Source organism: Paenibacillus sp. FSL L8-0502, assembly GCF_038593055.1.
Taxonomy (GTDB): Bacteria; Bacillota; Bacilli; order Paenibacillales; family Paenibacillaceae; genus Paenibacillus; species Paenibacillus polymyxa_D.
This window is the reverse complement of sequence record NZ_CP151958.1, coordinates 4,287,200-4,309,705: the sequence shown is the minus strand read 5'-3', so window position 1 is coordinate 4,309,705 and position 22,506 is coordinate 4,287,200. Positions and strand designations below refer to the sequence as shown.

The window sequence follows — 22,506 nt, the reverse complement described above, 5'->3', positions numbered from 1 at the left end:
GCGTTTTAGAATATTCCTTTAAGCTGATCTTGTGTAAACAAGTGAAATAAAGGTAGCTGCCTTGAATTTCATTCACACGTAAGTGTTGAACCGAAATTCAAAGCAAATCGTATTTACGATGTAAATACTAGGTTAAGCTACAAAGAGCACACGGAGGATGCCTAGGCGCCAGGAGCCGACGAAGGACGTGGCGAACAACGATAAAGCCTCGGGGAGCTGTAAGCAAGCTTTGATCCGGGGATGTCCGAATGGGGAAACCCGGCTGTCTTCATCGACAGTCACTTTCTGCTGAATACATAGGCAGAATAGAGGCAGACCAGGGGAACTGAAACATCTAAGTACCCTGAGGAAGAGAAAACAATAGTGATTCCGTCAGTAGCGGCGAGCGAACGCGGATTAGCCCAAACCAAGGAGCTTGCTCCTTGGGGTTGTGGGACGTCTCACATGGAGTTACAAAGGAACCGGTTAGATGAAGAGGTCTGGAAAGGCCCGCCAGAGAAGGTAAAAGCCCTGTAGTTCAAAACTTGTTCTCTCCGAGACGGATCCCGAGTAGTGCGGGGCACGTGAAACCCCGTATGAATCCGGCAGGACCATCTGCCAAGGCTAAATACTCCCTGGCGACCGATAGTGAAGCAGTACCGTGAGGGAAAGGTGAAAAGCACCCCGGAAGGGGAGTGAAATAGATCCTGAAACCGTGTGCTTACAAGAAGTCAGAGCCCGATCTAGGGGTGATGGCGTGCCTTTTGTAGAATGAACCGGCGAGTTACGTTCCCGTGCAAGGTTAAGGTGAAGAGCTGAAGCCGCAGCGAAAGCGAGTCTGAATAGGGCGAATGAGTACGTGGACGTAGACCCGAAACCGGGTGATCTACCCCTGTCCAGGGTGAAGGTGCGGTAACACGCACTGGAGGCCCGAACCCACGCATGTTGAAAAATGCGGGGATGAGGTGGGGGTAGCGGAGAAATTCCAATCGAACCCGGAGATAGCTGGTTCTCCCCGAAATAGCTTTAGGGCTAGCCTCGGAAAGAAGAATCGTGGAGGTAGAGCACTGATTGGGTGCGGGGCCCGCAAGGGTTACCAAGCTCAGTCAAACTCCGAATGCCATAGATTTAGTTCCGGGAGTCAGACAGTGAGTGCTAAGATCCATTGTCGAAAGGGAAACAGCCCAGACCATCAGCTAAGGTCCCCAAGTGTGTGTTAAGTGGGAAAGGATGTGGAGTTGCACAGACAACCAGGATGTTGGCTTAGAAGCAGCCACCATTGAAAGAGTGCGTAATAGCTCACTGGTCGAGTGACTCTGCGCCGAAAATGTAACGGGGCTAAACACACCACCGAAGCTATGGCTTGATGCTTGCATCAGGGGTAGGGGAGCGTTGAATGCGGGTTGAAGGTGTACCGTAAGGAGCGCTGGACTGCATTCAAGTGAGAATGCCGGTATGAGTAACGAAAAGATCTGTGAGAATCAGATCCGCCGAAAGCCTAAGGGTTCCTGAGGAAGGTTCGTCCGCTCAGGGTAAGTCGGGACCTAAGGCGAGGCCGATAGGCGTAGTCGAAGGACAACAGGTCGAAATTCCTGTACCACCGTAATCCGTTATGAGCGATGGGGTGACGCAGTAGGGTAGTGACGCGGACTGATGGATGTCCGTCTAAGCAGTGAGGCTGGTGTGTAGGCAAATCCGCACATCGTAAGGCTGGGCTGTGATGGGGAGCGAAAATTATAGTAGCGAAGGTCATGATCTCAGACTGCCAAGAAAAGCCTCTAGCCAGGAGAAGGTGCCCGTACCGCAAACCGACACAGGTAGGCGAGAAGAGAATTCTAAGGCGCGCGGAAGAACTCTCGTTAAGGAACTCGGCAAAATGACCCCGTAACTTCGGGAGAAGGGGTGCCTCGGTAGGGTGAATAGCCCGAGGGGGCCGCAGTGAAAAGGCCCAAGCGACTGTTTAGCAAAAACACAGGTCTGTGCGAAGCCGCAAGGCGAAGTATACGGGCTGACGCCTGCCCGGTGCTGGAAGGTTAAGGGGAGTGGTAAGCCCTTCGGGGCGAAGCTATGAACCGAAGCCCCAGTAAACGGCGGCCGTAACTATAACGGTCCTAAGGTAGCGAAATTCCTTGTCAGGTAAATTCTGACCCGCACGAATGGCGTAACGACTTGGGCGCTGTCTCAACGAGAGATCCGGTGAAATTTTAATACCTGTGAAGATGCAGGTTACCCGCGACAAGACGGAAAGACCCCATGGAGCTTTACTGCAGCTTGATATTGAATTTGGGTACGATCTGTACAGGATAGGTGGGAGCCGTCGAACTTTGAGCGCCAGCTTGAAGGGAGGCATCCTTGGGATACCACCCTGATCGTATCTAGGTTCTAACTTGGTACCGTGAACCGGTGCGAGGACAGTGTCAGGTGGGCAGTTTGACTGGGGCGGTCGCCTCCTAAAGAGTAACGGAGGCGCCCCAAGGTTCCCTCAGAATGGTTGGAAATCATTCGAAGAGTGCAAAGGCAGAAGGGAGCTTGACTGCGAGACCTACAAGTCGAGCAGGGACGAAAGTCGGGCTTAGTGATCCGGTGGTACCGCATGGAAGGGCCATCGCTCAACGGATAAAAGCTACCCTGGGGATAACAGGCTTATCTCCCCCAAGAGTCCACATCGACGGGGAGGTTTGGCACCTCGATGTCGGCTCATCGCATCCTGGGGCTGAAGTAGGTCCCAAGGGTTGGGCTGTTCGCCCATTAAAGCGGTACGCGAGCTGGGTTCAGAACGTCGTGAGACAGTTCGGTCCCTATCTGTCGTGGGCGTAGGAAATTTGAGAGGAGCTGTCCTTAGTACGAGAGGACCGGGATGGACGTACCGCTGGTGTACCAGTTGTTCCGCCAGGAGCACCGCTGGGTAGCTATGTACGGAAGGGATAAGCGCTGAAAGCATCTAAGCGTGAAGCCCCCCTCAAGATGAGATTTCCCAATTAGTAAGACCCCTTGAAGACGACGAGGTAGATAGGTTGGGGGTGGAAGTGCAGTAATGCATGGAGCTGACCAATACTAATCGGTCGAGGGCTTATCCTAAGATAAAACGCAATGAGTTTCGGATCCAGTTTTCAGGGTGTAACCTTGAAGGTATGTACAAGTGACATACGACAAGCGCATGGCTATTCATTCACACAATAAGTGATGAACCGAATAACCTTACGGAAGAATTTGCGTAGCAAATTCATGTTTGGTGGCGATAGCGGAGGGGTTCCACACGTACCCATCCCGAACACGACCGTTAAGCCCTCCAGCGCCGATGGTACTTGGACCGCAGGGTCCTGGGAGAGTAGGACGTCGCCAAGCAGAGCTTTATGATTATTATTCCCTGATAGCTCAGTTGGTAGAGCACTCGACTGTTAATCGAGTTGTCACAGGTTCGAGTCCTGTTCGGGGAGCCATATGGAGAGGTGTCCGAGTTGGTCGAAGGAGCACGATTGGAAATCGTGTAGGCGCCAAAAGCGTCTCGAGGGTTCGAATCCCTCTCTCTCCGCCATAATTATTTTATTGTATGGCCCGTTGGTCAAGGGGTTAAGACACCTCCCTTTCACGGAGGTAACAGGGGTTCGAATCCCCTACGGGTCATAAGTAATATGGAGGCTTAGCTCAGCTGGGAGAGCATCTGCCTTACAAGCAGAGGGTCGGGGGTTCGAACCCCTCAGCCTCCACCATTTATTTAAATAGAAGTCCCTTATATTATCGCGGGGTGGAGCAGTTCGGTAGCTCGTCGGGCTCATAACCCGAAGGTCGCAGGTTCAAATCCTGCCCCCGCAACCAATTAACTTTTGAATGTAAACTGCTATGGAACTGTGGTGTAGAGGCCTAACATGCCTGCCTGTCACGCAGGAGATCGCGGGTTCGAATCCCGTCAGTTCCGCCATTTTTACAAAGTTATGTTACCCTGTTGGGAGCCATTAGCTCAGTTGGTAGAGCACCTGACTTTTAATCAGGGTGTCGAAGGTTCGAGTCCTTCATGGCTCACCATTCATGCACTTATATGTCATGGATATAATGATATTGCGGACGTGGCTCAGCGGTAGAGCATCGCCTTGCCAAGGCGAGGGTCGCGGGTTCGATTCCCGTCGTCCGCTCCATATTTGCGCCCTTAGCTCAGCTGGATAGAGCGTTTGACTACGAATCAAAAGGCCGGGAGTTCGAATCTCTCAGGGCGCGCCATTAACTTCATAAGCCGGTGTGGCGGAATTGGCAGACGCGCGCGACTCAAAATCGTGAGGGAAACCGTGGAGGTTCGAGTCCTCTCACCGGCATGTATTTCGGGATGTAGCTCAGCTTGGTAGAGCACCTGGTTTGGGACCAGGGGGTCGCATGTTCAAATCGTGTCATCCCGATTCAAAAGGAAAGTCGCTGGAAGCAGCGGCTTTTTTGTTATATTAATTATCTTTTTGTATAAATCAGTAATCACCAGGTCACACTAACACAAAAAGTGGGACGGAAGGGATTACTGTGAAGCGATTAAGTTGGAAAAAGCAGATGAAACGGCGCTGGAAACAGTGGAGAAGAACAGTGTGGGCTTGTAGCATTTTGGGTGCGGCTTGTTTGCTGGCAGGGTTGGGTATTCTGTTATCGAATTATATGCAGGCTATGTTGTCACAGCCACTCGCTACTACCGTCATGGCAGAGGAGGGCATGGAGGAGGCTTCACATCTGGGTCCAACTGAAGATCACTCCTCACATATGCAACTATTACAAAGTATTCGTGCTTCCGGTATAAGCAGGAAGACCCGTCTGTTAACCACCTACGTATGTGGTACGGAAACACTTTCCTTGGGAACGCTAAGTTCACAGCAGCTAGAGACCTTACTGAAGCAACATCCCGATTGGAAGGGACGACTTAATACCAAAGGAGAGGTGTGGCTGGAACGCAGGGTGGAAGACTTGTCAGAGTCATGCAAAGAGCGTGGATACATGGGTTTGAGCACTGACGGCCAGCTTACATTGTATGAAGGACTGCCTAAAAGAGAAAAAGTTATCCGCACTTTTTTTCAATTGGATGTGGGTTCCATGGAGACGGCCTTGCCAGAAGGGGTGTATAAACAACTTCAGCAGGGAATCCGTGTACAGGATATAAATGAGTATAACAGTGTAATTTCCACTTTTAGTGACTTTGCCGTGGAGCGAACACAAAGGGTATTAAAACAGCACTATTGATTACAACTGCGAGACGTTAGGCTTTGCCCATGAGGTGAGGCTTGAAGCGTCTCTTTTTATGTTTTTACTCATGTTTAAATTTTTTCCTCTATTAGATACAAAGTTTTGTTATAATGAAAAGAACGACACATATGTTCGCTTTATATGGTATTTGGCTTTTGAGTATATTCAGGATAACGTTGACTATTGGTTAGTTACGCCATGATTGAGCGATAGAGGAGAGATTTTTTTGCGTTTTCTAGGAATTGATCCGGGTATTGCTATTGTGGGCTTCGGGTTTGTAGACAAGATTGGCAGTAAAGTGGTGCCTGTACAGTATGGCTGCATCCAGACGGAGGCTCATACACCGGAAGAAGAAAGGCTGCTTCATGTGTATGAAGGCATGTTGCAATTAATAGATAAATATAAGCCTGATGCAGTAGCACTGGAGAAGCTCTTTTTTAATCGCAACGTTACAACCGCTATGTCTGTAAGTCAGGCACGTGGGGTGCTGGTGCTGGCTGCAAAACAACGTAATTTGCCTATAGGTGAATACACGCCGATGCAGGTAAAGCAGGCTATTGTAGGGTATGGTAAGGCTGAGAAGAAACAGGTACAAGAAATGGTTAGAATGTTTCTAAAGCTTCAAACTGTGCCGAAACCGGACGATGTAGCGGATGCTTTGGCGGTGGCTATTTGTCATGCGCACTCCTATGGACTAAATTCAAAATTAAATGAGGTATTGCGAAAATGATAGATTTCTTGCGTGGTTCTGTGGCCCATTTGGAAAATGAATATGTCGTTTTAGATGTACAGGGTGTAGGGTACCGGGTATTTTGTCCGAATCCTTACGCGTTCGCCAAAACTGAAGGTCCAGTGGTTATTTATATTCACCATCATGTAAGGGAAGATGCTATTTTACTGTTCGGTTTTGCGACCCGTGAGGAGCAGCAGCTATTCCGTAAACTGATTGATGTATCTGGTATTGGACCGCGTGTTGCGCTTGGTATTTTAGGAGGCGGTACGCCTGCTCATGTGGTAACGGCGATTTATCAGGAGAATATCACATTTCTCACCAAGTTACCGGGGATCGGTAAAAAGACGGCACAACGTATGATTCTGGATTTGAAAGACAAGCTGGACGGTATTGGCTCGTTAGGGATGGCAACCGGATTGTTTGCTGAGCCTGTCGTAGAAGAAGGCGAAGGTTCATATTGGGGCGAGGCCCGTGAGGCGCTCAAGGCCCTCGGTTATACTGATACTGAGTTGGATAAGGTATGGAGCAGAATGAAGAAAGATGCAAAACCTGATGAATCTGCCGATATTTTGATGAAGCGGGCTTTGCAACTGTTGTTTGCCGGATAGGACGCGGATGTCCGTTAACAAGTGTCTGGTGAAAAGAGGAGCGATGGAATATGGATGACCGGATTATTTCCGCCAATTTGATGATGGAAGACCAGACGGCGGAGCTAAGCCTTCGCCCCCGTTATCTAAATGAATATATCGGGCAAAATCAGGTTAAGGAAAATCTGAAAGTATATATTGAAGCGGCCAAAATGCGTAAAGAAGCGTTGGACCATGTACTGTTGTACGGACCGCCTGGGTTGGGTAAAACAACTCTTGCTAACATTATTGCCAATGAGTTGGGGGTTAATCTGCGTACGACTTCAGGTCCTGCAATTGAAAGACCGGGAGATTTGGCAGCATTGCTGACCAATCTTCAAGAGGGTGATGTTTTGTTCATTGATGAGATTCATCGCCTTCATCGTACGGTGGAAGAAGTCATGTATCCGGCGATGGAGGATTTTGCGCTGGATATTATGATTGGTAAAGGCCCGAGTGCACGCTCAGTCCGTCTGGATTTGCCACCCTTTACACTTATAGGGGCCACTACGCGCGCTGGGCTGCTCTCTGCGCCATTGCGTGACCGGTTTGGTGTTATTAGTCGATTAGAGTTTTATACGACAGACGAGCTGGCTTACATTGTGTCTAGGAACGCGGATATTATGGAGATTGAAATTGTCGGGGATGCGGCGGAGGAAATCGCATTGCGTTCACGGGGGACACCGCGTATTGCCAACCGACTATTAAAAAGGGTGCGTGATTTTGCCCAGGTTGCCGGAGATGGAATTATTCATTCTGAGTTGGCTGCAGAGGCGCTAAAGAGACTTCAAATAGATCCTCTCGGGCTGGATGAAATTGATCATAAAATGCTTAAGGCCATGATTCATTCATTCCGGGGCGGACCTGTAGGATTGGACACAATTGCTGCAACCATTGGTGAAGAGAGTCAGACTATTGAGGACGTGTATGAACCCTATTTGTTACAAATTGGTCTTTTACAAAGAACACCTCGGGGACGAACAGTGACTCCGGCGGCATATGCCCACCTTGGAATCCCCATGCCAACGGATCCACGGTGATTAGGAAACATGATGCACTTTTTAAAAAAAATTATTGCATGGTTACATGCAGTATGGTGAATACGATATCGGCTGACGGATGACTGAGGGAATGAGAGTATAAGTAAGATTTTGGCGGGTTTATATTTTGGTTTATTCCGCCGATGTATTTAAAGGGACAGACAAGGATCGAGAGCCCGATAAATTACGCAAATATAAGTGCTAGGCAGCTAGATTGGGGGAGCCAGAAATGAGTGGAAAAGCATTTAACCGAGAAAGTATTTTCGGTGCATGGATGGGCCGGGCCAAACGAGCAGCAGCGATTATGGTATTAGCTACAGTGTGCATACCTTGGTCTTCGGGCGTTCACGCTGCCGCCGCCCAAGAGGATATTCGTGTAGTGATTTTTGCGGATCTAGGCAGCAAATATAAAGCGACAGTCCCCGCTGTAACCTTGAAATCATCAGGAGGTCTGAGTGTTGGACAGAACAGTGGAGGCAGCTTTCAAACTTGGATGGGACTGCCAGACAGTACAGCTCGTTTTAGTGTAGACAGCTATCGGGTGAAGGTACTTGAAGGAAATGAAGCAGCGGCGATAAAAGCGGCACAAGCCCTGCAAAAGACTAATGATAAACCTACGGTTTTTATCGGTTCAAAAAATGGTAGCTCTGTGTATCAAGTGTACGCGGGAATATATGCTAGTGAACAGTCTGCGCAGGCTGCTGTACAGCGGATTTCCTCGGCAACCGGAGCGCAGGCCGAGGTGAAGGGAAACAAGCATTGGTCCACTGGAAGCTACGGAAGCGAGCAGGAAGCTAATCTCGTTCGAACGACAATTGCTGCGGCGGGCTTTGATGCTTTTACTGTGATTCAATCAAGAGGTCAGTATGCTGTGTGGGTTGGAGAAGAAAGTAATGACAGCAAGCTGTTGGCTTTGAAAACTGAGTTGGAGAGCAAGCAACCGAGACTCACGCTGTCTAAAGTTAATGCTACTCAAACCGGCCTCATTATAAGACAGGAAGCAGGAGTCACGACTGGCTCGCAGGTGATGTCTCATTACATGCTAAGTGGTTCTGATAATAGCAAGGTAATTGTCAGCGGTGGTAATGATGGAATACAAGTGATGGAAAGATCACAGCGTATATATCGCGGCGAGATGGAGATTGGCATGACGTCAGGTCAGCTGGCGCTTGTGAACGAAGTTCCTTTGGAGCAGTATTTGTATTCCGTGGTAGGAGCAGAGGTCTATTCCTCATGGCCAGATGAAGCGCTCAAGGCTCAAGCGGTAGCGGCTCGTAGCTACGCGCTTGCCCAAGGCAATCGGTTTCAGATCGGCAATGTGGTAGACGGCACGTTAAGCCAGGCTTACAACGGTAAGAGCTCGGAACATGCCAATGTCAATGAGGCTGTAGATGTAACAGCTGGTGAAGTCATTAAAAGTGGCGGCAAAGTGGTCGAAGCTGTATTTTCATCTAATGCGGGCGGTGTGACAGCAGATGCTTCTGAGGTGTGGAACAGTGGTGGCGAAGCCTTTGCCAGCGTAGACAGCTCGGGGGATACTTCGGCGCAAAAAGGAGCACAGGAATGGTATCATGTACTTCTCTCCAGTGGCAAGACAGGGTATATTCGTGAGGATAATGCTAAGGAACTGGAGGGTGTCACAGAAGCGGGGTTAGACAAAATCACCGTCACTGCGGAAAATACAAATGTGCGTCCTATTCCCCAAATTCAATCGACGGTTACACCAATAGCCAAGGCGCAGCCGGGTGAAGAGATCATTGTATTAGAAAAGGTGCCTCAGTCCGGAGACTATGCATGGGTGAGGGGGCCCTTTACGTCAGCTCAGCTTGCTAAAACCCTGCAAGGGAAAGTAACGGGTACAGTGCCTTCCTCTATTAATCACCTCGATGTCACCAAACGTGGTCCATCAGGGCGAGTGTTGGAGGTTGAAGCGAACGGATCCCCTTTGAAAGTGAAGTATCCGGATATGTTTCGCTCAGCAATGGGCGGACTCCCGAGCACACTGTTTGATATTGCGAGTACCGGAAGTTATACTGTATTAGGCGCTGATGGGGCTACTTCTCATGTAAGTGGTACACAAGGCACTCAAATCCTGTCCGCATCTGGCAGCAGTACTTCAAGTGGTAACGGGGTGATCGTCATGAATGAAGATCGTCATGCACGAGTCATTGACAAAACACAAAGCTTTATTTTTACAGGTAAAGGAAATGGTCATGGTTTGGGCTTATCCCAATGGGGTGCCAATGGTTTGGCCGAGCAGGGGTATGATTACAAGAAAATTTTGCAACACTATTATAAAAATGTGGATATAGTTAAGGACTGACCAATATATGAACGTAAACGACTACGATTTTGAACTGCCTGAAACATTAATTGCACAGACGCCTTTGCTTGATCGGAGCGCTTCCAGATTACTGACATTAAACAAAAATAACGGTGAAGTGGGCCATCATACGTTTTCGGATATTGTGCAGTATCTCCAACCAGGGGATACGTTGGTATTAAACGATACGAGAGTGATTCCTGCACGCTTGTTTGGCATCAAGGAAGACACGGGAGCTAAGGCTGAGGTTTTGTTGCTTAAGCAACTGCAAGGGGACCGATGGGAAGCATTGGTGAAACCTGGTAAAAAGCTGAAAAAGGGTGCTGTTATCGTTTTCGGTGATGAGCTGAAAGCAGTAATTGAGGAAGAAGGAGATATGGGCGGCAGGGTACTGTCATTTTCATATGACGGTATTTTCCAGGAGATATTGGACCGCTTGGGCCAAATGCCGCTTCCGCCGTATATCAAGGAACAACTGGATGACCGCGAGCGCTATCAGACCGTTTATGCTCGGCATGAAGGTTCGGCTGCGGCTCCAACGGCAGGGCTGCACTTTACAGAAGAATTGCTGGACCAGATTAAAAAGAAGGGCGTTACCGTTGCCTTTATCACACTTCATGTTGGCTTAGGGACGTTCAGACCGATGTCTGTGGATACGATTGAAGAGCATGTAATGCATGAAGAATACTATTCATTGTCACAGGAAACAGCCGATGTGCTCAATGAAACCAAGGCGCGCGGTGGAAGAGTCGTGGCGGTGGGGACGACCAGTTGCCGGACGCTGGAGACGGTGGGTAATAAATTTGGTGATGGAGTATTAGAGGCCAGTAGTGGCTGGACACAGATTTTTATTTATCCAGGCTATGAATTCCGTGTGGTGGATGCGATGATTACGAATTTTCATTTGCCCAAATCCACCTTGGTTATGCTGGTCAGCGCACTGGCGGGCAGGGAGAATATTATGCATGCTTACCAGGAGGCGATTGACCGACAATATCGGTTTTTCAGCTTCGGGGATGCAATGTTCATTTATTAATTAAGGATGGTAGAGAAAATATGGCACCAGCAATAAGATACGAACATATCAAAACCTGCAAGCAATCGGGAGCCCGTCTCGGGCGTGTACACACTCCTCACGGAGTTATTGAGACACCAACCTTTATGCCTGTGGGAACTCAAGCGACTGTTAAAACGATGAGTCCTGAGGAACTGAAAGCGATGGATGCTCAAATTATTTTGAGTAACACGTACCATTTGTTTCTTCGTCCTGGCCACGATATTATTCGTGAAGCGGGTGGACTGCACAAGTTTATGAATTGGGATCGCCCTATTTTAACGGACAGCGGCGGATTCCAGGTGTTTTCTTTAAGTGAAATGCGCAAGATTTCAGAGGAGGGTGTTCATTTTCGCTCTCATTTAAATGGAGATAAAAAGTTTCTTTCGCCTGAAGTGGCGATGGAAATTCAAAACTCACTTGGCTCAGATATTATGATGGCCTTCGATGAATGTCCGCCGTTTCCGGCTGAATATGAGTATGTGAAAAAGTCACTGGAACGCACCAGCCGTTGGGCTGAGCGTTGTCTAGAGGCACACGCGCGTCCTCATGATCAAGGTCTGTTTGCCATTGTTCAGGGAGGCATGCATGAAGATCTGCGCAGGCAAAGCGCTGCGGATTTGACTTCCATGGATTTCCCGGGGTATGCTATTGGTGGACTGAGCGTAGGTGAACCGAAACATTTGATGTATGAAGTGCTTGATTATACGGTTCCTCTGCTTCCCACCAACAAGCCACGTTATTTGATGGGCGTGGGTTCGCCTGATGCTTTGATTGAAGGCTCTATCCGTGGTGTGGATATGTTCGATTGTGTACTTCCAACCCGAATTGCTCGCAACGGGACAACGATGACCAGCCAAGGTCGTCTTGTCGTTCGCAATGCCCAATATGCAAGCGATTTTGGCCCGCTTGATCCCGCTTGTGATTGTTATACCTGTCGCAATTATTCACGTGCTTACTTGCGACATTTGATTAAAGCGGATGAAACCTTCGGGCTCCGACTGACAACGTATCATAACTTGCATTTCTTAATACAATTGATGCGTAATGTCAGACAAGCGATTATGGATGACAGGCTGCTTGATTTCCGAGATGAATTTTTTGAGCAGTACGGTCTTCATAATAATGATAAAGGCTTTTAAGTTTTAGGGAGAGTATACGAAAGGGGGATTTAACATGTTTCATTTTGCTACAGCCGCTGCTACACCCGGTGGAACTGGCGGACTTTTTCAAATGATCTGGCCACTGGCTCTGATGTTTGTAATCTTCTATTTCTTGCTGATTCGCCCGAATCAGAAAAAACAAAAGCAACGTCAAACGATGCTTCAAGCTTTGAAAAAGGGAGATAAAGTCATTACAATCGGAGGTCTTCACGGTACAATTATGGAGATTACGGATGATGTAGTAGTTTTGCGTGTGAATGATGTCACGAAGCTGACCTTTGACCGCAGTGCAATCAGCAACGCGATTGCAAAAGACACGGCATCTGAGGAAGTTGTTTCCAAATCGTAAAATGCTGGTGACCGTTATACAAAAACCGAGCCTTTGAGGAGGCTCGGTTTTTTGTGTTGTTTTATTACATGGGTACAAACATTTTGATTACTTGCTGAGATTAATGCCAAACATCCCACCACCTGCGCCTATGACAAACGCGAAACCTAAGTGTAACAGGTCCTTGCCGACCATGCCCGCATCCAATGCCAGAAAACCGACCAGCAGAACGATTAGTCCATACAGGATACCTGTAATACCGCCTTGATACCAGCCTTTGTTTGCTGATCTTTTACCGGCGACGAAGCCACCAGATAGCATGGCGAATGCATGGACGATGTACGTATACAATGATAAGTCCTGTTCCTGCATCTGTGTCAGCCACAAGAGTAGTGAAAGAATCAATGCGCCAAGCAGCATCCATGCAAAAGCATAGAATAAGCCGGATAAAATAGGATGGGCCAGACGAAACGAACACCAGCGGCGAATGAGCTCCATTGATAATTCCTCCTGTACCAAGGTTTGAACTATTATCATTCTATGGCCAAGCCTCACGGCTTAGTACCAAGTCGCAAGCAGTCTTTCTCTTTATTTCAATAATTTAGCCTTTTGTTTTTTGTATGAGCCAAGTGAGGAACGGTCAGAATACGTGTACAATGAACGACTCATGTCTTATTGCAAGTACAGGGGAGGAGGCGAACATATTGAGTCACGATATTTTTGCTCATATTTTTCGGACGCTGCTCATGTATTTTATTGTATATCTGGTGATGCGCTTGATGGGTAAAAGGGAGATCGGTAAATTGTCTGTTTTCGATCTCGTCATATCCATTATGATTGCAGAAATTGCTGTATTCAGTCTGGAGGACATAAAACGTCCACTTTACGAAGGATTGATTCCTTTAGGAGTGCTGTTAATTTTGCAAATTGGGATTTCCTATTTCAGTCTGAAAAGTCGGCGACTGCGCTTACTATTTGATGGTAGGCCCAGTGTATTGTACTCTAATGGACAATTAAACAAGGACGAAATGGTGAAACAACGTTACAATTTGGATGACTTGCTGTTACAACTTCGTGAACAAAATATAGAAAGTCTGGACGAAGTTGAATATGTTATTTTGGAAACGACAGGTAAGCTAACGGTTATAGGTAAGGATGATAACGATGGAGTGGAACACGAAAAAATGAAGCAGGAATTAAACGGAACAGATTTGGCAAACAAAGAGCTACAGGTGGATAAAGTCCATCCTTCTCCACAAATCGGTGGAAAGTTTAGATATGAGGGACTGCCTATTCCATTAATCATGGATGGTAAGGTGCTGGATCGAAATTTGGAACGGATGGATATGAACCGGTTTTGGCTTAAAAATCAAATTCAAGCGAAGGGACACAAAGATTTTAAGGATGTTTTTTTATGCTCGGTTAACCATAGAGGTGATGTGTACATTACACCACCGGCCTATGGAAAATCTTCGGATTAGATTTCTTATGCTTTAAACCATCTTCTCAGGATTGGAATGCGTGTAAGGTTGTCCCAATCAATCATTTTGATCAAGGTCATCAGGAAAAGGTACAGAATAATTCCCAAGCCTGCGGCAAAAATAAATTGGAGCCACATTTGATCGAACATCGTTAAATGTCTGTAGGTATATAACACTGCTGCTGCCATGATGATCATGCCTATCCCGGTCTTCCAGAAATCAAGCAAACGTACGCGGAAGCGAAGTAGCCTGCTGACACTGAAGCCATGAAGGAGAGTAACAATGGCACTGTTAATACAAATGGCGATGACAGCTCCGTAGATACCGTACTGAGGTTGGGATGCAAGCCAGACGATCAGCACAATTTTGATAACGGCTCCGATAAAGGTATTTAATAAGGCACTTCCAGGACGGTCTAACGCCTGAAGTGCTGCCTGAAGCGGGGCCTGAATGTACATAAAAAGAGCAAAAGGTGCCATGAGCTTAAGCATTCCTGCAATATCGCCATTATTGTAGAGTAGCAGACACAGAGGTTCCGCCAATACATACATGATCACGGCAAATGGGGCTCCTGCAACCAAAGCGAGCCGAAGCGATTGATGTAGACGTTTGTGAATGGCTATAATATGCCCCTTAGCCGCTGCTTCGGATAACGAAGGAACGAGTGAAACAGCTAATGAACTGGTCAGAACCCCAGGTAGTAATAACACAGGAATGACCATGCCCTGCATGGCTCCATATTGTGCGGTTGCCACGCCAGTTGCAATGCCTGCTACGGCAAGGCTGCGCATGCACAAGATAGATTCGAGCAAATAGGATAAGGAACCGACAAGCCTTCCAGCAGTCACGGGAACGGATATAGACATAAGACGTGACAAAACAGATGATTGCTCGGGATAAACCTCAGAGGAGGGGGCAGGCGAATTCGGCTGAAGGATGCGATCTTTTCGCTGGTTACACACGTATTGCCATAGAAGCACAATCATGCCAATGAATTCGCCCGCCAGAGCACCGAGCATGGCACCTGCAGCAGCGTAGGCTACCCCATGGGGAAGTAACAAGTAAGCAAACCAAATGACACAAAAAATGCGCATAACGGTCTCGGCAATCGAGGAACTAGCGGAAGGAATCATATTTTGCTTTCCCTGAAAATAGCCCCTATAAGCTGAAGAAACAGCTACAATGACAATCATTGGGCTCATGCTCACGAATGTATAATACACGCGGCTGTCGGTCAGAAGATGGCTTGTGATCCAAGGCGCGAACACAAGACAGAGCACCATGGCGATCAGACTGAGTGTAATGGTGAAGCGCAGGCTGGTGTGCAAAATACGCCGCGACATTTCGGGCTGTCCCGCCGTTTCGGCTTCGGCTACTAGCTTGGCTACCGCAAGAGGGATTCCCCCTGTAATAAGCGTCACCAGAACGATAAAAAAGGGATACCCCTGTTGGTACAAGCCAACTCCTTCGGGGCCGATGATACGTGGGAGTGCGATTCGGGGAATAAAACCTAGTATCCGGTTGATAATTCCTGCTGCCAATAAAATAATTGCTCCATGGATGAATGTCTGCTTTTTCAATCGCAACTCCCTCTTCCCCAAAATGTAATTCTGCGTCTATACATTACTTTAGAAGATATGCTGGACCTGTCCATCTTCATGACAAGCTTTTCCGTTCAGAAACAAAGTGATTTAGACAACAAGAGGGAGAGTGGTGAATTCTGCTATTGACGAGCGAAATGATTGCATATATTGTTGATTTAAGGCTATTTTCAACGAGAAGAAGGGTTTTCCAGGATCAGGACAGAAATGTTCTACAAAGCAGTCAATAACCCCGCTAATTGCTGATCTGCGGAACCGGTAGTCGCTGGGAGGAGGAACGGCCATCGTGGGTATGGAAGAGCTGGATGAGCAGGATTGGGATGACGCAATTGAGATGCTTTGTCAAAGTAAGGCGGACGAGTTGATTCTCGTAGGCTATGAGCATGTCACAAGTAAGGACGTGTGGAATTGCGTCAGCCATAAATATGAAAAGGAGGGTATTCCTCCGCTGCACAAGCTCGTTAACGATATACTTTCCCTTAAAGCGACGAGCTTTATGAACTATTTGACTATGTCCGCATTACGGGGCTCCACTTTCGAATAGAAGGGGGTCTTTTTTTGCGTTCAAATTGACTGCTTTTTGAGGGGTAGCTATAATAGGAATATTGAGAATGAAAGGGGAACATGGGACGGAATGAAGAGAATTCTAAGTTTCATCGTGGTCGTGCTCATAACTACTGGTGTTATGATCGGGACAAGCCCGGGCCTACTGAACAGTTTAAAATTAGGCCTCGATTTAAAGGGAGGCTTTGAAATTTTATATGAAGCCCAGCCTTTGGAAGCCGGGCAGAGTGTAACCAGACAGTCTCTTATACAAACAGCTCAAAGTCTGGAGAGACGGATTAATGCGCTCGGTACGACTGAGCCGGAAGTAACAACAGAGGGGAGCAACCGTATTCGCGTGCGGCTTGCTGGTGTCACTAATGAGGCAGAAGTTCGCTCCATGCTGAAAAAGCCTGCAGAATTAACGTTTCGCAGTGCAACGGCAGCAGATGCTAAGAAGCCAGGTCAATACAGCAAAATTGAGCTCCGCGGTAATGATTTTGTGGAGAATGGCGCTGTTGTAGGCTATGATCAGCTGAATCAACCTGAGATTAGTATCAAAGTCAAGGACAAAGCTAAATTTGCAGAAATCACAAAGCGGCTTCTGAATAAAGAATTAGCTATTTTCCTTGATCAGGAATTGCTGTCTGCACCCACAGTGCGTGGGGAATTAACGGACGGTAGCGCGTCAATCACAGGTAGCTACACTCGTGATGAAGCGAATAAACTGGCGGATACGATTAATCTGGGTGCCCTTCCGCTCAAACTGACGGAAAAATATTCTCAGAGTGTAGGTGCTACGCTGGGTCAATTGTCACTGGATCAGACGATTCGTGCTGGATTGATCGGCTCGATCATTATTCTGGTATTTATGATTGCAATGTTCCGTGTACCGGGATTAGTGGCCAGTTTCTGTCTCATCGTTCATACCTGGGTAGTGCTTGCGATTTTCTACTTGGGTGGATTTGTACTCACACTCCCAGGTATCGCCGCCTTTGTGCTCGGGATCGGGATGGCGGTCGATGCCAACATCATTACGTATGAACGGATTAAAGAAGAAATCAAGTCAGGCAAAACGATTCGTTCTTCTGTCATTGCAGGTAGTAAGGCTTCGTTCCGTACCGTTATGGATGCCAATGTTACGACAATTATAGCGGCAGCGGTTATGTTTGGTCTGGGAACAGGCTCCGTTCGAGGATTCGCTTTGGTGCTCATCGTTGATATTGTCACCAGTATTTTGACGAATATCTTCTTCTCCCGCTTCTTACTCAATCTGCTGGTTAAAGCGGATGCTGTGAAGAAGGCCAAGTATTTTGGTGTGAAGGAGAGTGATATCAGTGCGCTTTAATTGGAACTTGAAATATATTAAGATGAGCAAGTGGTTTTACACGTTCTCAATTATTATCACACTGCTTGGTATTCTAAGCTTGTCAATATTCGGCTTGAATTACGGGGTAGACTTTCGTTCCGGTTCCAATGTGGATGTCAATTTGACTAAGGTTGTTACACAGGAACAGATCCAAACTTTGCTGGACAAGCAGAAAATCGGTAAAGAGGTAGATTATACACCGGGGAAAGAGCGTTTCGGCATTCGCTTCTCACAGGTTTTGACGGATCAGCAAGTGAATGATTTTAAGATTTCTTTTAATAAACAGCTGGATCCGAAGGCTTCCTTTGAGGTCAATACAGTGGATACGGAAATGGCGCAAGAACTAGAACGAAATGCGTTATGGGCGATTTTATTGGCTTCTGTGGCTATCGCTATTTATATCTCAATCCGTTTTGAATGGCGGTTTGCCGTTGCAGCAATTGTTTCGTTGTTGCATGATGCCTTCCTCGTCATCAGTATTTTCTCGATTTTCCGGCTTGAGGTGGATTTGACCTTTATTACGGCAATTCTGACGATTGTTGGTTTCTCCATTAATGACACCGTCGTTATTTTTGACCGTATTCGGGAAAATCTACGATTTGCGAAGAAGAAGTCCAGGGACGACTTAGAGCAGGTAGTTGATCACAGTATTGCGCAGACAATGACTCGGTCACTTGCAACCGTGTTTACGGTGTTTATTGCCTCCGTATGTTTGTTCATATTTGGCGGCGAATCGATCCGTATGTTCTCACTTGCAATGGTCATTGGTTTGTTGTTTGGTGCTTATTCCTCCATTTTCATTGCCAGCCCGCTGTGGGTGGCATTGAAAGGAAAACAAAAATCTCCGACAGCTGGCGGGGGCGCGGCCAAAACTGCAAAGTCTTAAGTTACGCAAATACCAGTAGTATAAATTAAAGAGAAAGCCGCGTCTGCTTGGGCGCGGTTTTCTAAGGTTTTAAGATTTACCTTAAGTAAGGCTCAGTAGTGGCACTTAAATGTGAATGGTTTTTGATTTTGAGAAATTCGGTTATTTTAGATTGAGCTTTATTGGGAAAGGGTTAGTTCAGGATTGAGGGGGAAACGTTGTGAATAGCGAACGCAGCCGATCATTGGAAACTGCGGCGTTGAGCGGGATTGTAGGTAATCTCGCGCTGGCTGTTCTAAAGGGAGCCGTCGGTTATGCGGCAAACAGCAAGGCGTTGTTGGGAGATGCACTGCACACGGCTGCAGATAGTGCTTCCCGTTTGCAGGAGCTTCTGTGTTCCAAGGGTGCTACAGGGCACGGAATGCTGGCACGGTTGCGAAACGGTGAAAAGGTTCGAACGGTCATATCTGTGGTACTGGCTATTTTAGTGCTGATGAGCGGTCTTCAGCTAGCTATCTCGGCTGTTCGTTCATTAAGCAGTTCGGAACCGCAGGCACCCGGTCTGTATGCATTAATTACCGTATTTATTGCGTTGGTATTGAGAGAAGCGCTATTTCAGTTTCAATATCGCTACTCGATTAAACATGGTCATAAAGAGGAAGCAGATCGGTACGCAAACCATGAACGTTACTCGCTGTATGCATCGTTGATTGCATTGATTGGCATGATCGGCGCAATGACTGGCGAAGCAATGGAATGGCCTGCATTATTATATCTTGATCCAACCGCAGCTTTGCTCGTAGCCTGTCTGGTGCTGCGTAAAGGATATTTGATGGTAATGAATACCGCTTACCAGGTTCCTGCGCAGCCCTTGCAGGAGGAAGACTCCCGACGCTTTATGGAGACGATTCAACGGGTGTATGGTATTGTAACGGTTGAACACTTACATGCCCAGGAAACAGGGCATTTCATAACAGTGGATGTAACGATAAGTGTGAACCCGCGGATTACGGTACAGGAAGCGCAGGAAATCGCCGATCGAGCCAAAAATTTACTGTTAGCCCGTTTTCCACAGGTGACCCATGTACAAATGCAGTTCATTTCTTATCAAGCCGGATATCCATACAAATCCAATCATGAACTGCCAGATAATGATGTGTCGTCGTTGCTTCAATAGGGCAGGACGACTATGAAAGAAAGGTGAATAGGATTGCTTCATTCGCAGTACAGATGGAAGACCCCAGAGGCTAACCTGGAAGCGGCTCAGCTGTTGACAGAGGAACTGGGGATTTCACCATTGTTGTCCCGGCTTTTAGTGAACCGGGGCGTCACTACCGCCGGGGAAGCAAACCGCTTTTTGTACGGAAGTGTGGACGATGTACACGACCCTTTTTTGCTTCTTGGTATGGAAGAGGCTGTGCCGAGAATTCGTCAGGCTCTGGAACGTGGCGAGCATATATTAATCTATGGAGATTATGATGCGGACGGCGTATCCAGTACATCATTGATGATTCAGCTCATGCGTTTTCTAAAGGCTTCCTATGATATTTATATTCCTCATCGTTCTAACGAGGGATATGGTCTGCATAACCATGCCCTTGATTGGGCACATCAGCAGGGAGTTACACTGGTCATTACGGTAGATACGGGAATTAGTGCAGTAGAGCAAATTGCTTATGCAACTTCCTTGGGGATAGACGTTATTGTGACGGACCATCATGAGCCGCCTGCAGTACTTCCCGAGGCATATACTTTGATTAATCCGAAGCTCCCCGGTTGCCCATACCCATTTAAAGGTCTTGCAGGTGTTGGTGTTGCCCTGAAGCTCGCTCAGGCGCTGTTGGGTGAAGTGCCGGAGGAATGGTTTGAAATCGCCGCTATCGGCACGGTAGCCGATCTGATGCCACTACATGGTGAAAATCGGACGATGGTACGCAGAGGGATTCAATCCATGAGAAACTCTGCTTTTCCGGGGATTCGTGCGTTGCTCCATGTAGCGGGCGTAGATATATCTACAGTGACTTCAGTCAACATCGCATTTGCCTTGGCTCCGCGGATTAATGCCAGCGGGCGTCTGGATCATGCAGGACGAGCCGTTTCTTTGCTAACGACAGAAAAAGAGGAAGAAGCAGACCAACTTGCGCATGCGCTGGACCTGCTCAATCGTGAGCGTCAACAGGTGGTTGAACGTATTGTGGAGCAAGCCGAGCAACAATTGGCATCCAAACTGAATGGAGGCAAGCTACCGTCAGTTATTGTGTTGGCTGGTGAAGGCTGGAATGTCGGCGTTGTCGGAATTGTGGCATCCAAGCTATTGGATCGCTATTATCGACCGACCATTATTCTGGGTATAGATGCTGAGACAGGCATGTGCAAAGGTTCCGCCCGTTCTATTCCTGCATTGGATATTTACAGTGCTCTTACGGACAGCCATGAGCTTATGGAGCATTTTGGTGGTCATCCTTCGGCAGCGGGTATGACGCTGTCCTGTGATAATCTGGAATTGTTTGAAGAGCAGCTGAACCGCTATGCGGGTTCCATTTTGACACCAGACGATCTCATTCCTGTAGGTGAGGCTGATATGGTCTGTCGTTTGGACGAGGTATCTTTGCAAGTGGTTGAAGAACTGGAGTTGCTTCAGCCTTTTGGTATGGGGAATCCATCTCCACGATTCGTATTACAGGGTCTGCAATTGCGCGAGGCTCGTAAAATGGGACGTGAGAAAAATCATGTGAAGCTCCTGCTGGAGCAGAACGGTTTATCGCTGGACGCGATTGCCTTCCGTCGTGGCGATTTGGCTGATTTTTTACAGCAAGAAACGGAGATAGATCTGCTGGGTGAATTGTCAATTAACGAATGGAACGGTAAAAGGTCTCTCCAGCTCATGATGCAGGACATTCGAGTGCAGGCGCCGCAAATTTTTGATTATCGTGGAGTGTCGGACCCTTTTGCCGAATTAGAACGGGGACTGAAGATCTTTCATCCACGCATAGAGGAAAGAAAGAAGGACGTTGCGGTGTTGATCCACCCTTCTTCTAGGCTTCGTCCATCGAGCTCCGTGGACACTGAATCCTTATGGTTATACGATAAAGACGGCAGTGTTATTCCCAGTGATGGTCAAAGAGATGCACAGCACTCTGTGAAGTCGTTATTCGTACTGGAGCCACCGGATACACCGGATCAGTTTCAGGCATTATGGTCTACCTTTGAAAATGTAGAAAACGTATTTCTCCTTCATTCGGTCAGTGAGCGTGGCGGTCGTCTCGTAAGCCCAGACAGAGAGCTGTTCAAGCGCATTTACGTTGTGCTTTCCCGATTGGGAACACAGCCTATTGATGAAAAGGCAATGCTGCCTGCTCTTAGCCGACAGTGTTCCTGTTCAGTACGCATGTTATCCAAAGTATTGGACATCTTCGAAGAGCTTGAGTTTATGACGCGTACAGATGGTCAATTCCGTTTTGTATCCAATCCGCCCAAGCGGGATTTAACTGCTTCTCCGCGCTATCAGGAATTATATAATATGGCTGAAATGGAGCGGTATTTGCTGGATGCGGACACCACCCAGATGACGAGCTGGATTATGTCGCTTATGAAGGGTGCGTCTTGAGATACTATTTCGTAATTTATGTTGTAAAATGTATATACTAATTTGAAGTTTACAGTAGGAGGAACTAAGTTGGACTACAAAGAATATATTCGGGTGATTTCCGATTTTCCACAACCAGGGATTAGTTTTAAAGACATTACAACCCTAATGAAAAATGGTGAACTGTACCGCAAGGCTATCAACGATATGAAGGAATTGGTATCGGATTTAAAAATTGATTTGATTGCAGGTCCAGAAGCACGTGGATTCGTTATCGGTGCGCCTCTGGCTTATGCGCTTGGCGTTGGTTTTATTCCGATCCGTAAAAGTGGCAAGCTCCCTGGAGAAACCATTGAGGAAGCATACGGTTTGGAGTATGGTAAAGATACGCTGGCGATGCATAAGGATGCTATAGAGCCAGGCCAAAATGTTTTGATTGCTGATGACCTGCTTGCTACAGGTGGAACTATTGCTACATCCGTGAACTTGGTACGCCAGCTTGGTGGCAATGTGGCAGGGGCTGCTTTTCTTATCGAGCTGTCTGATCTAAACGGTCGGGCGAAGCTGCCTGACGTAGATGTATTCACCCTGATTACGTATTAAG

The 22,506-nt window shown here is 47.4% G+C and carries 17 protein-coding genes, 11 tRNA genes and 2 rRNA genes; 28 read left to right on the top strand and 2 right to left on the bottom strand.

The features are described 5' to 3' along the window. The first annotated feature begins 130 nt into the window (after window positions 1-130). The 21 genes from NSQ57_RS18715 (at window position 131) to yajC (ending at window position 12,478) form a co-directional block, all read left to right on the top strand. A 23S ribosomal RNA gene (locus NSQ57_RS18715) occupies window positions 131-3,057 on the top strand. A gap of 150 nt (window positions 3,058-3,207) precedes the next feature. After that, window positions 3,208-3,324: ribosomal RNA gene (gene rrf, locus NSQ57_RS18710) — 5S ribosomal RNA — on the top strand. A gap of 19 nt (window positions 3,325-3,343) precedes the next feature. Beyond that, window positions 3,344-3,419: transfer RNA gene (locus tag NSQ57_RS18705), tRNA-Asn, on the top strand. A 3-nt stretch (window positions 3,420-3,422) separates the two neighbouring features. Further along, window positions 3,423-3,514: transfer RNA gene (locus NSQ57_RS18700), tRNA-Ser, on the top strand. A gap of 17 nt (window positions 3,515-3,531) precedes the next feature. After that, window positions 3,532-3,603: transfer RNA gene (locus NSQ57_RS18695), tRNA-Glu, on the top strand. Between the two features lie 10 nt (window positions 3,604-3,613). Further along, window positions 3,614-3,689: transfer RNA gene (locus tag NSQ57_RS18690), tRNA-Val, on the top strand. A 29-nt stretch (window positions 3,690-3,718) separates the two neighbouring features. Then, window positions 3,719-3,795: transfer RNA gene (locus tag NSQ57_RS18685), tRNA-Met, on the top strand. A gap of 26 nt (window positions 3,796-3,821) precedes the next feature. After that, window positions 3,822-3,898, top strand: a tRNA-Asp gene (locus NSQ57_RS18680). A gap of 28 nt (window positions 3,899-3,926) precedes the next feature. Beyond that, window positions 3,927-4,002: transfer RNA gene (locus NSQ57_RS18675), tRNA-Lys, on the top strand. 35 nt (window positions 4,003-4,037) lie between these two features. Beyond that, a tRNA-Gly gene (locus NSQ57_RS18670) sits at window positions 4,038-4,112 on the top strand. 5 nt (window positions 4,113-4,117) lie between these two features. Continuing rightward, window positions 4,118-4,194, top strand: a tRNA-Arg gene (locus NSQ57_RS18665). Window positions 4,195-4,206: 12 nt separating this feature from the next. Then, window positions 4,207-4,286: transfer RNA gene (locus NSQ57_RS18660), tRNA-Leu, on the top strand. Between the two features lie 7 nt (window positions 4,287-4,293). After that, window positions 4,294-4,367, top strand: a tRNA-Pro gene (locus NSQ57_RS18655). A gap of 115 nt (window positions 4,368-4,482) precedes the next feature. Further along, the gene (locus NSQ57_RS18650) at window positions 4,483-5,187 is read left to right on the top strand and encodes a BofC C-terminal domain-containing protein (protein WP_029514796.1); all 705 of its coding nucleotides are present in this window, start codon (window positions 4,483-4,485) and stop codon (window positions 5,185-5,187) included. 229 nt (window positions 5,188-5,416) lie between these two features. Beyond that, window positions 5,417-5,920 carry a crossover junction endodeoxyribonuclease RuvC gene (gene ruvC / locus NSQ57_RS18645; protein WP_029514797.1) on the top strand — a complete coding sequence of 168 codons (504 nt, stop codon included), beginning with the start codon at window positions 5,417-5,419 and terminating at the stop codon, window positions 5,918-5,920. Beyond that, the gene (gene ruvA, locus NSQ57_RS18640; RefSeq protein ID WP_307347889.1) at window positions 5,917-6,531 is read left to right on the top strand and encodes a Holliday junction branch migration protein RuvA; all 615 of its coding nucleotides are present in this window, start codon (window positions 5,917-5,919) and stop codon (window positions 6,529-6,531) included. Before ruvC ends, ruvA begins: the two co-directional genes overlap by 4 nt. A gap of 50 nt (window positions 6,532-6,581) precedes the next feature. After that, entirely contained in the window at window positions 6,582-7,589 is a 1,008-nt protein-coding gene (gene ruvB, locus NSQ57_RS18635; protein WP_013372650.1) for a Holliday junction branch migration DNA helicase RuvB, read from the top strand. A gap of 229 nt (window positions 7,590-7,818) precedes the next feature. After that, complete coding sequence (locus tag NSQ57_RS18630) at window positions 7,819-9,912, top strand: SpoIID/LytB domain-containing protein (RefSeq protein ID WP_342425149.1); 2,094 nt, start codon at window positions 7,819-7,821, stop codon at window positions 9,910-9,912. 7 nt (window positions 9,913-9,919) lie between these two features. Beyond that, window positions 9,920-10,948, top strand: a complete 1,029-nt coding sequence (queA, locus tag NSQ57_RS18625) for a tRNA preQ1(34) S-adenosylmethionine ribosyltransferase-isomerase QueA (protein WP_029514801.1) — start codon at window positions 9,920-9,922, stop codon at window positions 10,946-10,948. A 20-nt stretch (window positions 10,949-10,968) separates the two neighbouring features. Continuing rightward, the gene (tgt, locus tag NSQ57_RS18620; protein WP_342425148.1) at window positions 10,969-12,108 is read left to right on the top strand and encodes a tRNA guanosine(34) transglycosylase Tgt; all 1,140 of its coding nucleotides are present in this window, start codon (window positions 10,969-10,971) and stop codon (window positions 12,106-12,108) included. Between the two features lie 34 nt (window positions 12,109-12,142). After that, a complete protein-coding gene (gene yajC / locus NSQ57_RS18615; protein WP_029514804.1) occupies window positions 12,143-12,478 on the top strand; it encodes a preprotein translocase subunit YajC in 336 nt (111 codons plus the stop codon). A gap of 87 nt (window positions 12,479-12,565) precedes the next feature. Here the strand turns inward: yajC and NSQ57_RS18610 are convergent, their stop codons facing one another. Further along, window positions 12,566-12,955 (bottom strand): TIGR04086 family membrane protein, encoded by a 390-nt coding sequence (locus tag NSQ57_RS18610; RefSeq protein ID WP_039275026.1) that lies wholly within the window; start codon window positions 12,953-12,955, stop codon window positions 12,566-12,568. 206 nt (window positions 12,956-13,161) lie between these two features. On the opposite strand from NSQ57_RS18610, the gene NSQ57_RS18605 reads away from it, so the two are divergent. Continuing rightward, a complete protein-coding gene (locus NSQ57_RS18605; RefSeq protein WP_039275025.1) occupies window positions 13,162-13,938 on the top strand; it encodes a DUF421 domain-containing protein in 777 nt (258 codons plus the stop codon). Between the two features lie 5 nt (window positions 13,939-13,943). Here the strand turns inward: NSQ57_RS18605 and spoVB are convergent, their stop codons facing one another. After that, a complete protein-coding gene (gene spoVB / locus NSQ57_RS18600; RefSeq protein WP_342425147.1) occupies window positions 13,944-15,518 on the bottom strand; it encodes a stage V sporulation protein B in 1,575 nt (524 codons plus the stop codon). A 307-nt stretch (window positions 15,519-15,825) separates the two neighbouring features. Between spoVB and NSQ57_RS18595 the strand changes: the two genes are divergently transcribed. The 6 genes from NSQ57_RS18595 to NSQ57_RS18570 all read left to right on the top strand — a co-directional run bounded on the left by NSQ57_RS18595 (window position 15,826) and on the right by NSQ57_RS18570 (window position 22,505). Further along, window positions 15,826-16,083, top strand: a complete 258-nt coding sequence (locus NSQ57_RS18595) for a post-transcriptional regulator (RefSeq protein ID WP_013311570.1) — start codon at window positions 15,826-15,828, stop codon at window positions 16,081-16,083. A gap of 90 nt (window positions 16,084-16,173) precedes the next feature. Beyond that, window positions 16,174-17,430, top strand: a complete 1,257-nt coding sequence (gene secD / locus NSQ57_RS18590; protein WP_039275022.1) for a protein translocase subunit SecD — start codon at window positions 16,174-16,176, stop codon at window positions 17,428-17,430. Next, entirely contained in the window at window positions 17,420-18,337 is a 918-nt protein-coding gene (gene secF, locus NSQ57_RS18585; RefSeq protein WP_051718082.1) for a protein translocase subunit SecF, read from the top strand. Before secD ends, secF begins: the two co-directional genes overlap by 11 nt. Before the next feature lie 199 nt (window positions 18,338-18,536). Next, window positions 18,537-19,493: a cation diffusion facilitator family transporter gene (locus NSQ57_RS18580; protein WP_029514810.1), complete on the top strand. Its 957-nt coding sequence runs from the start codon at window positions 18,537-18,539 to the stop codon at window positions 19,491-19,493. A gap of 33 nt (window positions 19,494-19,526) precedes the next feature. After that, window positions 19,527-21,923, top strand: coding sequence for a single-stranded-DNA-specific exonuclease RecJ (gene recJ, locus NSQ57_RS18575; protein WP_342425146.1), 2,397 nt, complete (start codon window positions 19,527-19,529; stop codon window positions 21,921-21,923). Window positions 21,924-21,992: 69 nt separating this feature from the next. Next, entirely contained in the window at window positions 21,993-22,505 is a 513-nt protein-coding gene (locus NSQ57_RS18570) for an adenine phosphoribosyltransferase (protein ID WP_029514814.1), read from the top strand. Window position 22,506 lies beyond the last annotated feature (1 nt).

What these genes read in the sequence shown, in the direction of transcription:
- ruvA (WP_307347889.1), top strand. Translation starts at nt 5,917, where the DNA reads ATGATAGATTTCTTGCGTGGTTCTGTGGCCCATTTGGAAAATGAATAT.
- ruvB (WP_013372650.1), top strand. Translation starts at nt 6,582, where the DNA reads ATGGATGACCGGATTATTTCCGCCAATTTGATGATGGAAGACCAGACG.
- NSQ57_RS18630 (WP_342425149.1), top strand. Translation starts at nt 7,819, where the DNA reads ATGAGTGGAAAAGCATTTAACCGAGAAAGTATTTTCGGTGCATGGATG.
- queA (WP_029514801.1), top strand. Translation starts at nt 9,920, where the DNA reads ATGAACGTAAACGACTACGATTTTGAACTGCCTGAAACATTAATTGCA.
- tgt (WP_342425148.1), top strand. Translation starts at nt 10,969, where the DNA reads ATGGCACCAGCAATAAGATACGAACATATCAAAACCTGCAAGCAATCG.
- yajC (WP_029514804.1), top strand. Translation starts at nt 12,143, where the DNA reads ATGTTTCATTTTGCTACAGCCGCTGCTACACCCGGTGGAACTGGCGGA.
- NSQ57_RS18610 (WP_039275026.1), bottom strand. Translation starts at nt 12,955, where the DNA reads ATGGAGCTCATTCGCCGCTGGTGTTCGTTTCGTCTGGCCCATCCTATT.
- secD (WP_039275022.1), top strand. Translation starts at nt 16,174, where the DNA reads ATGAAGAGAATTCTAAGTTTCATCGTGGTCGTGCTCATAACTACTGGT.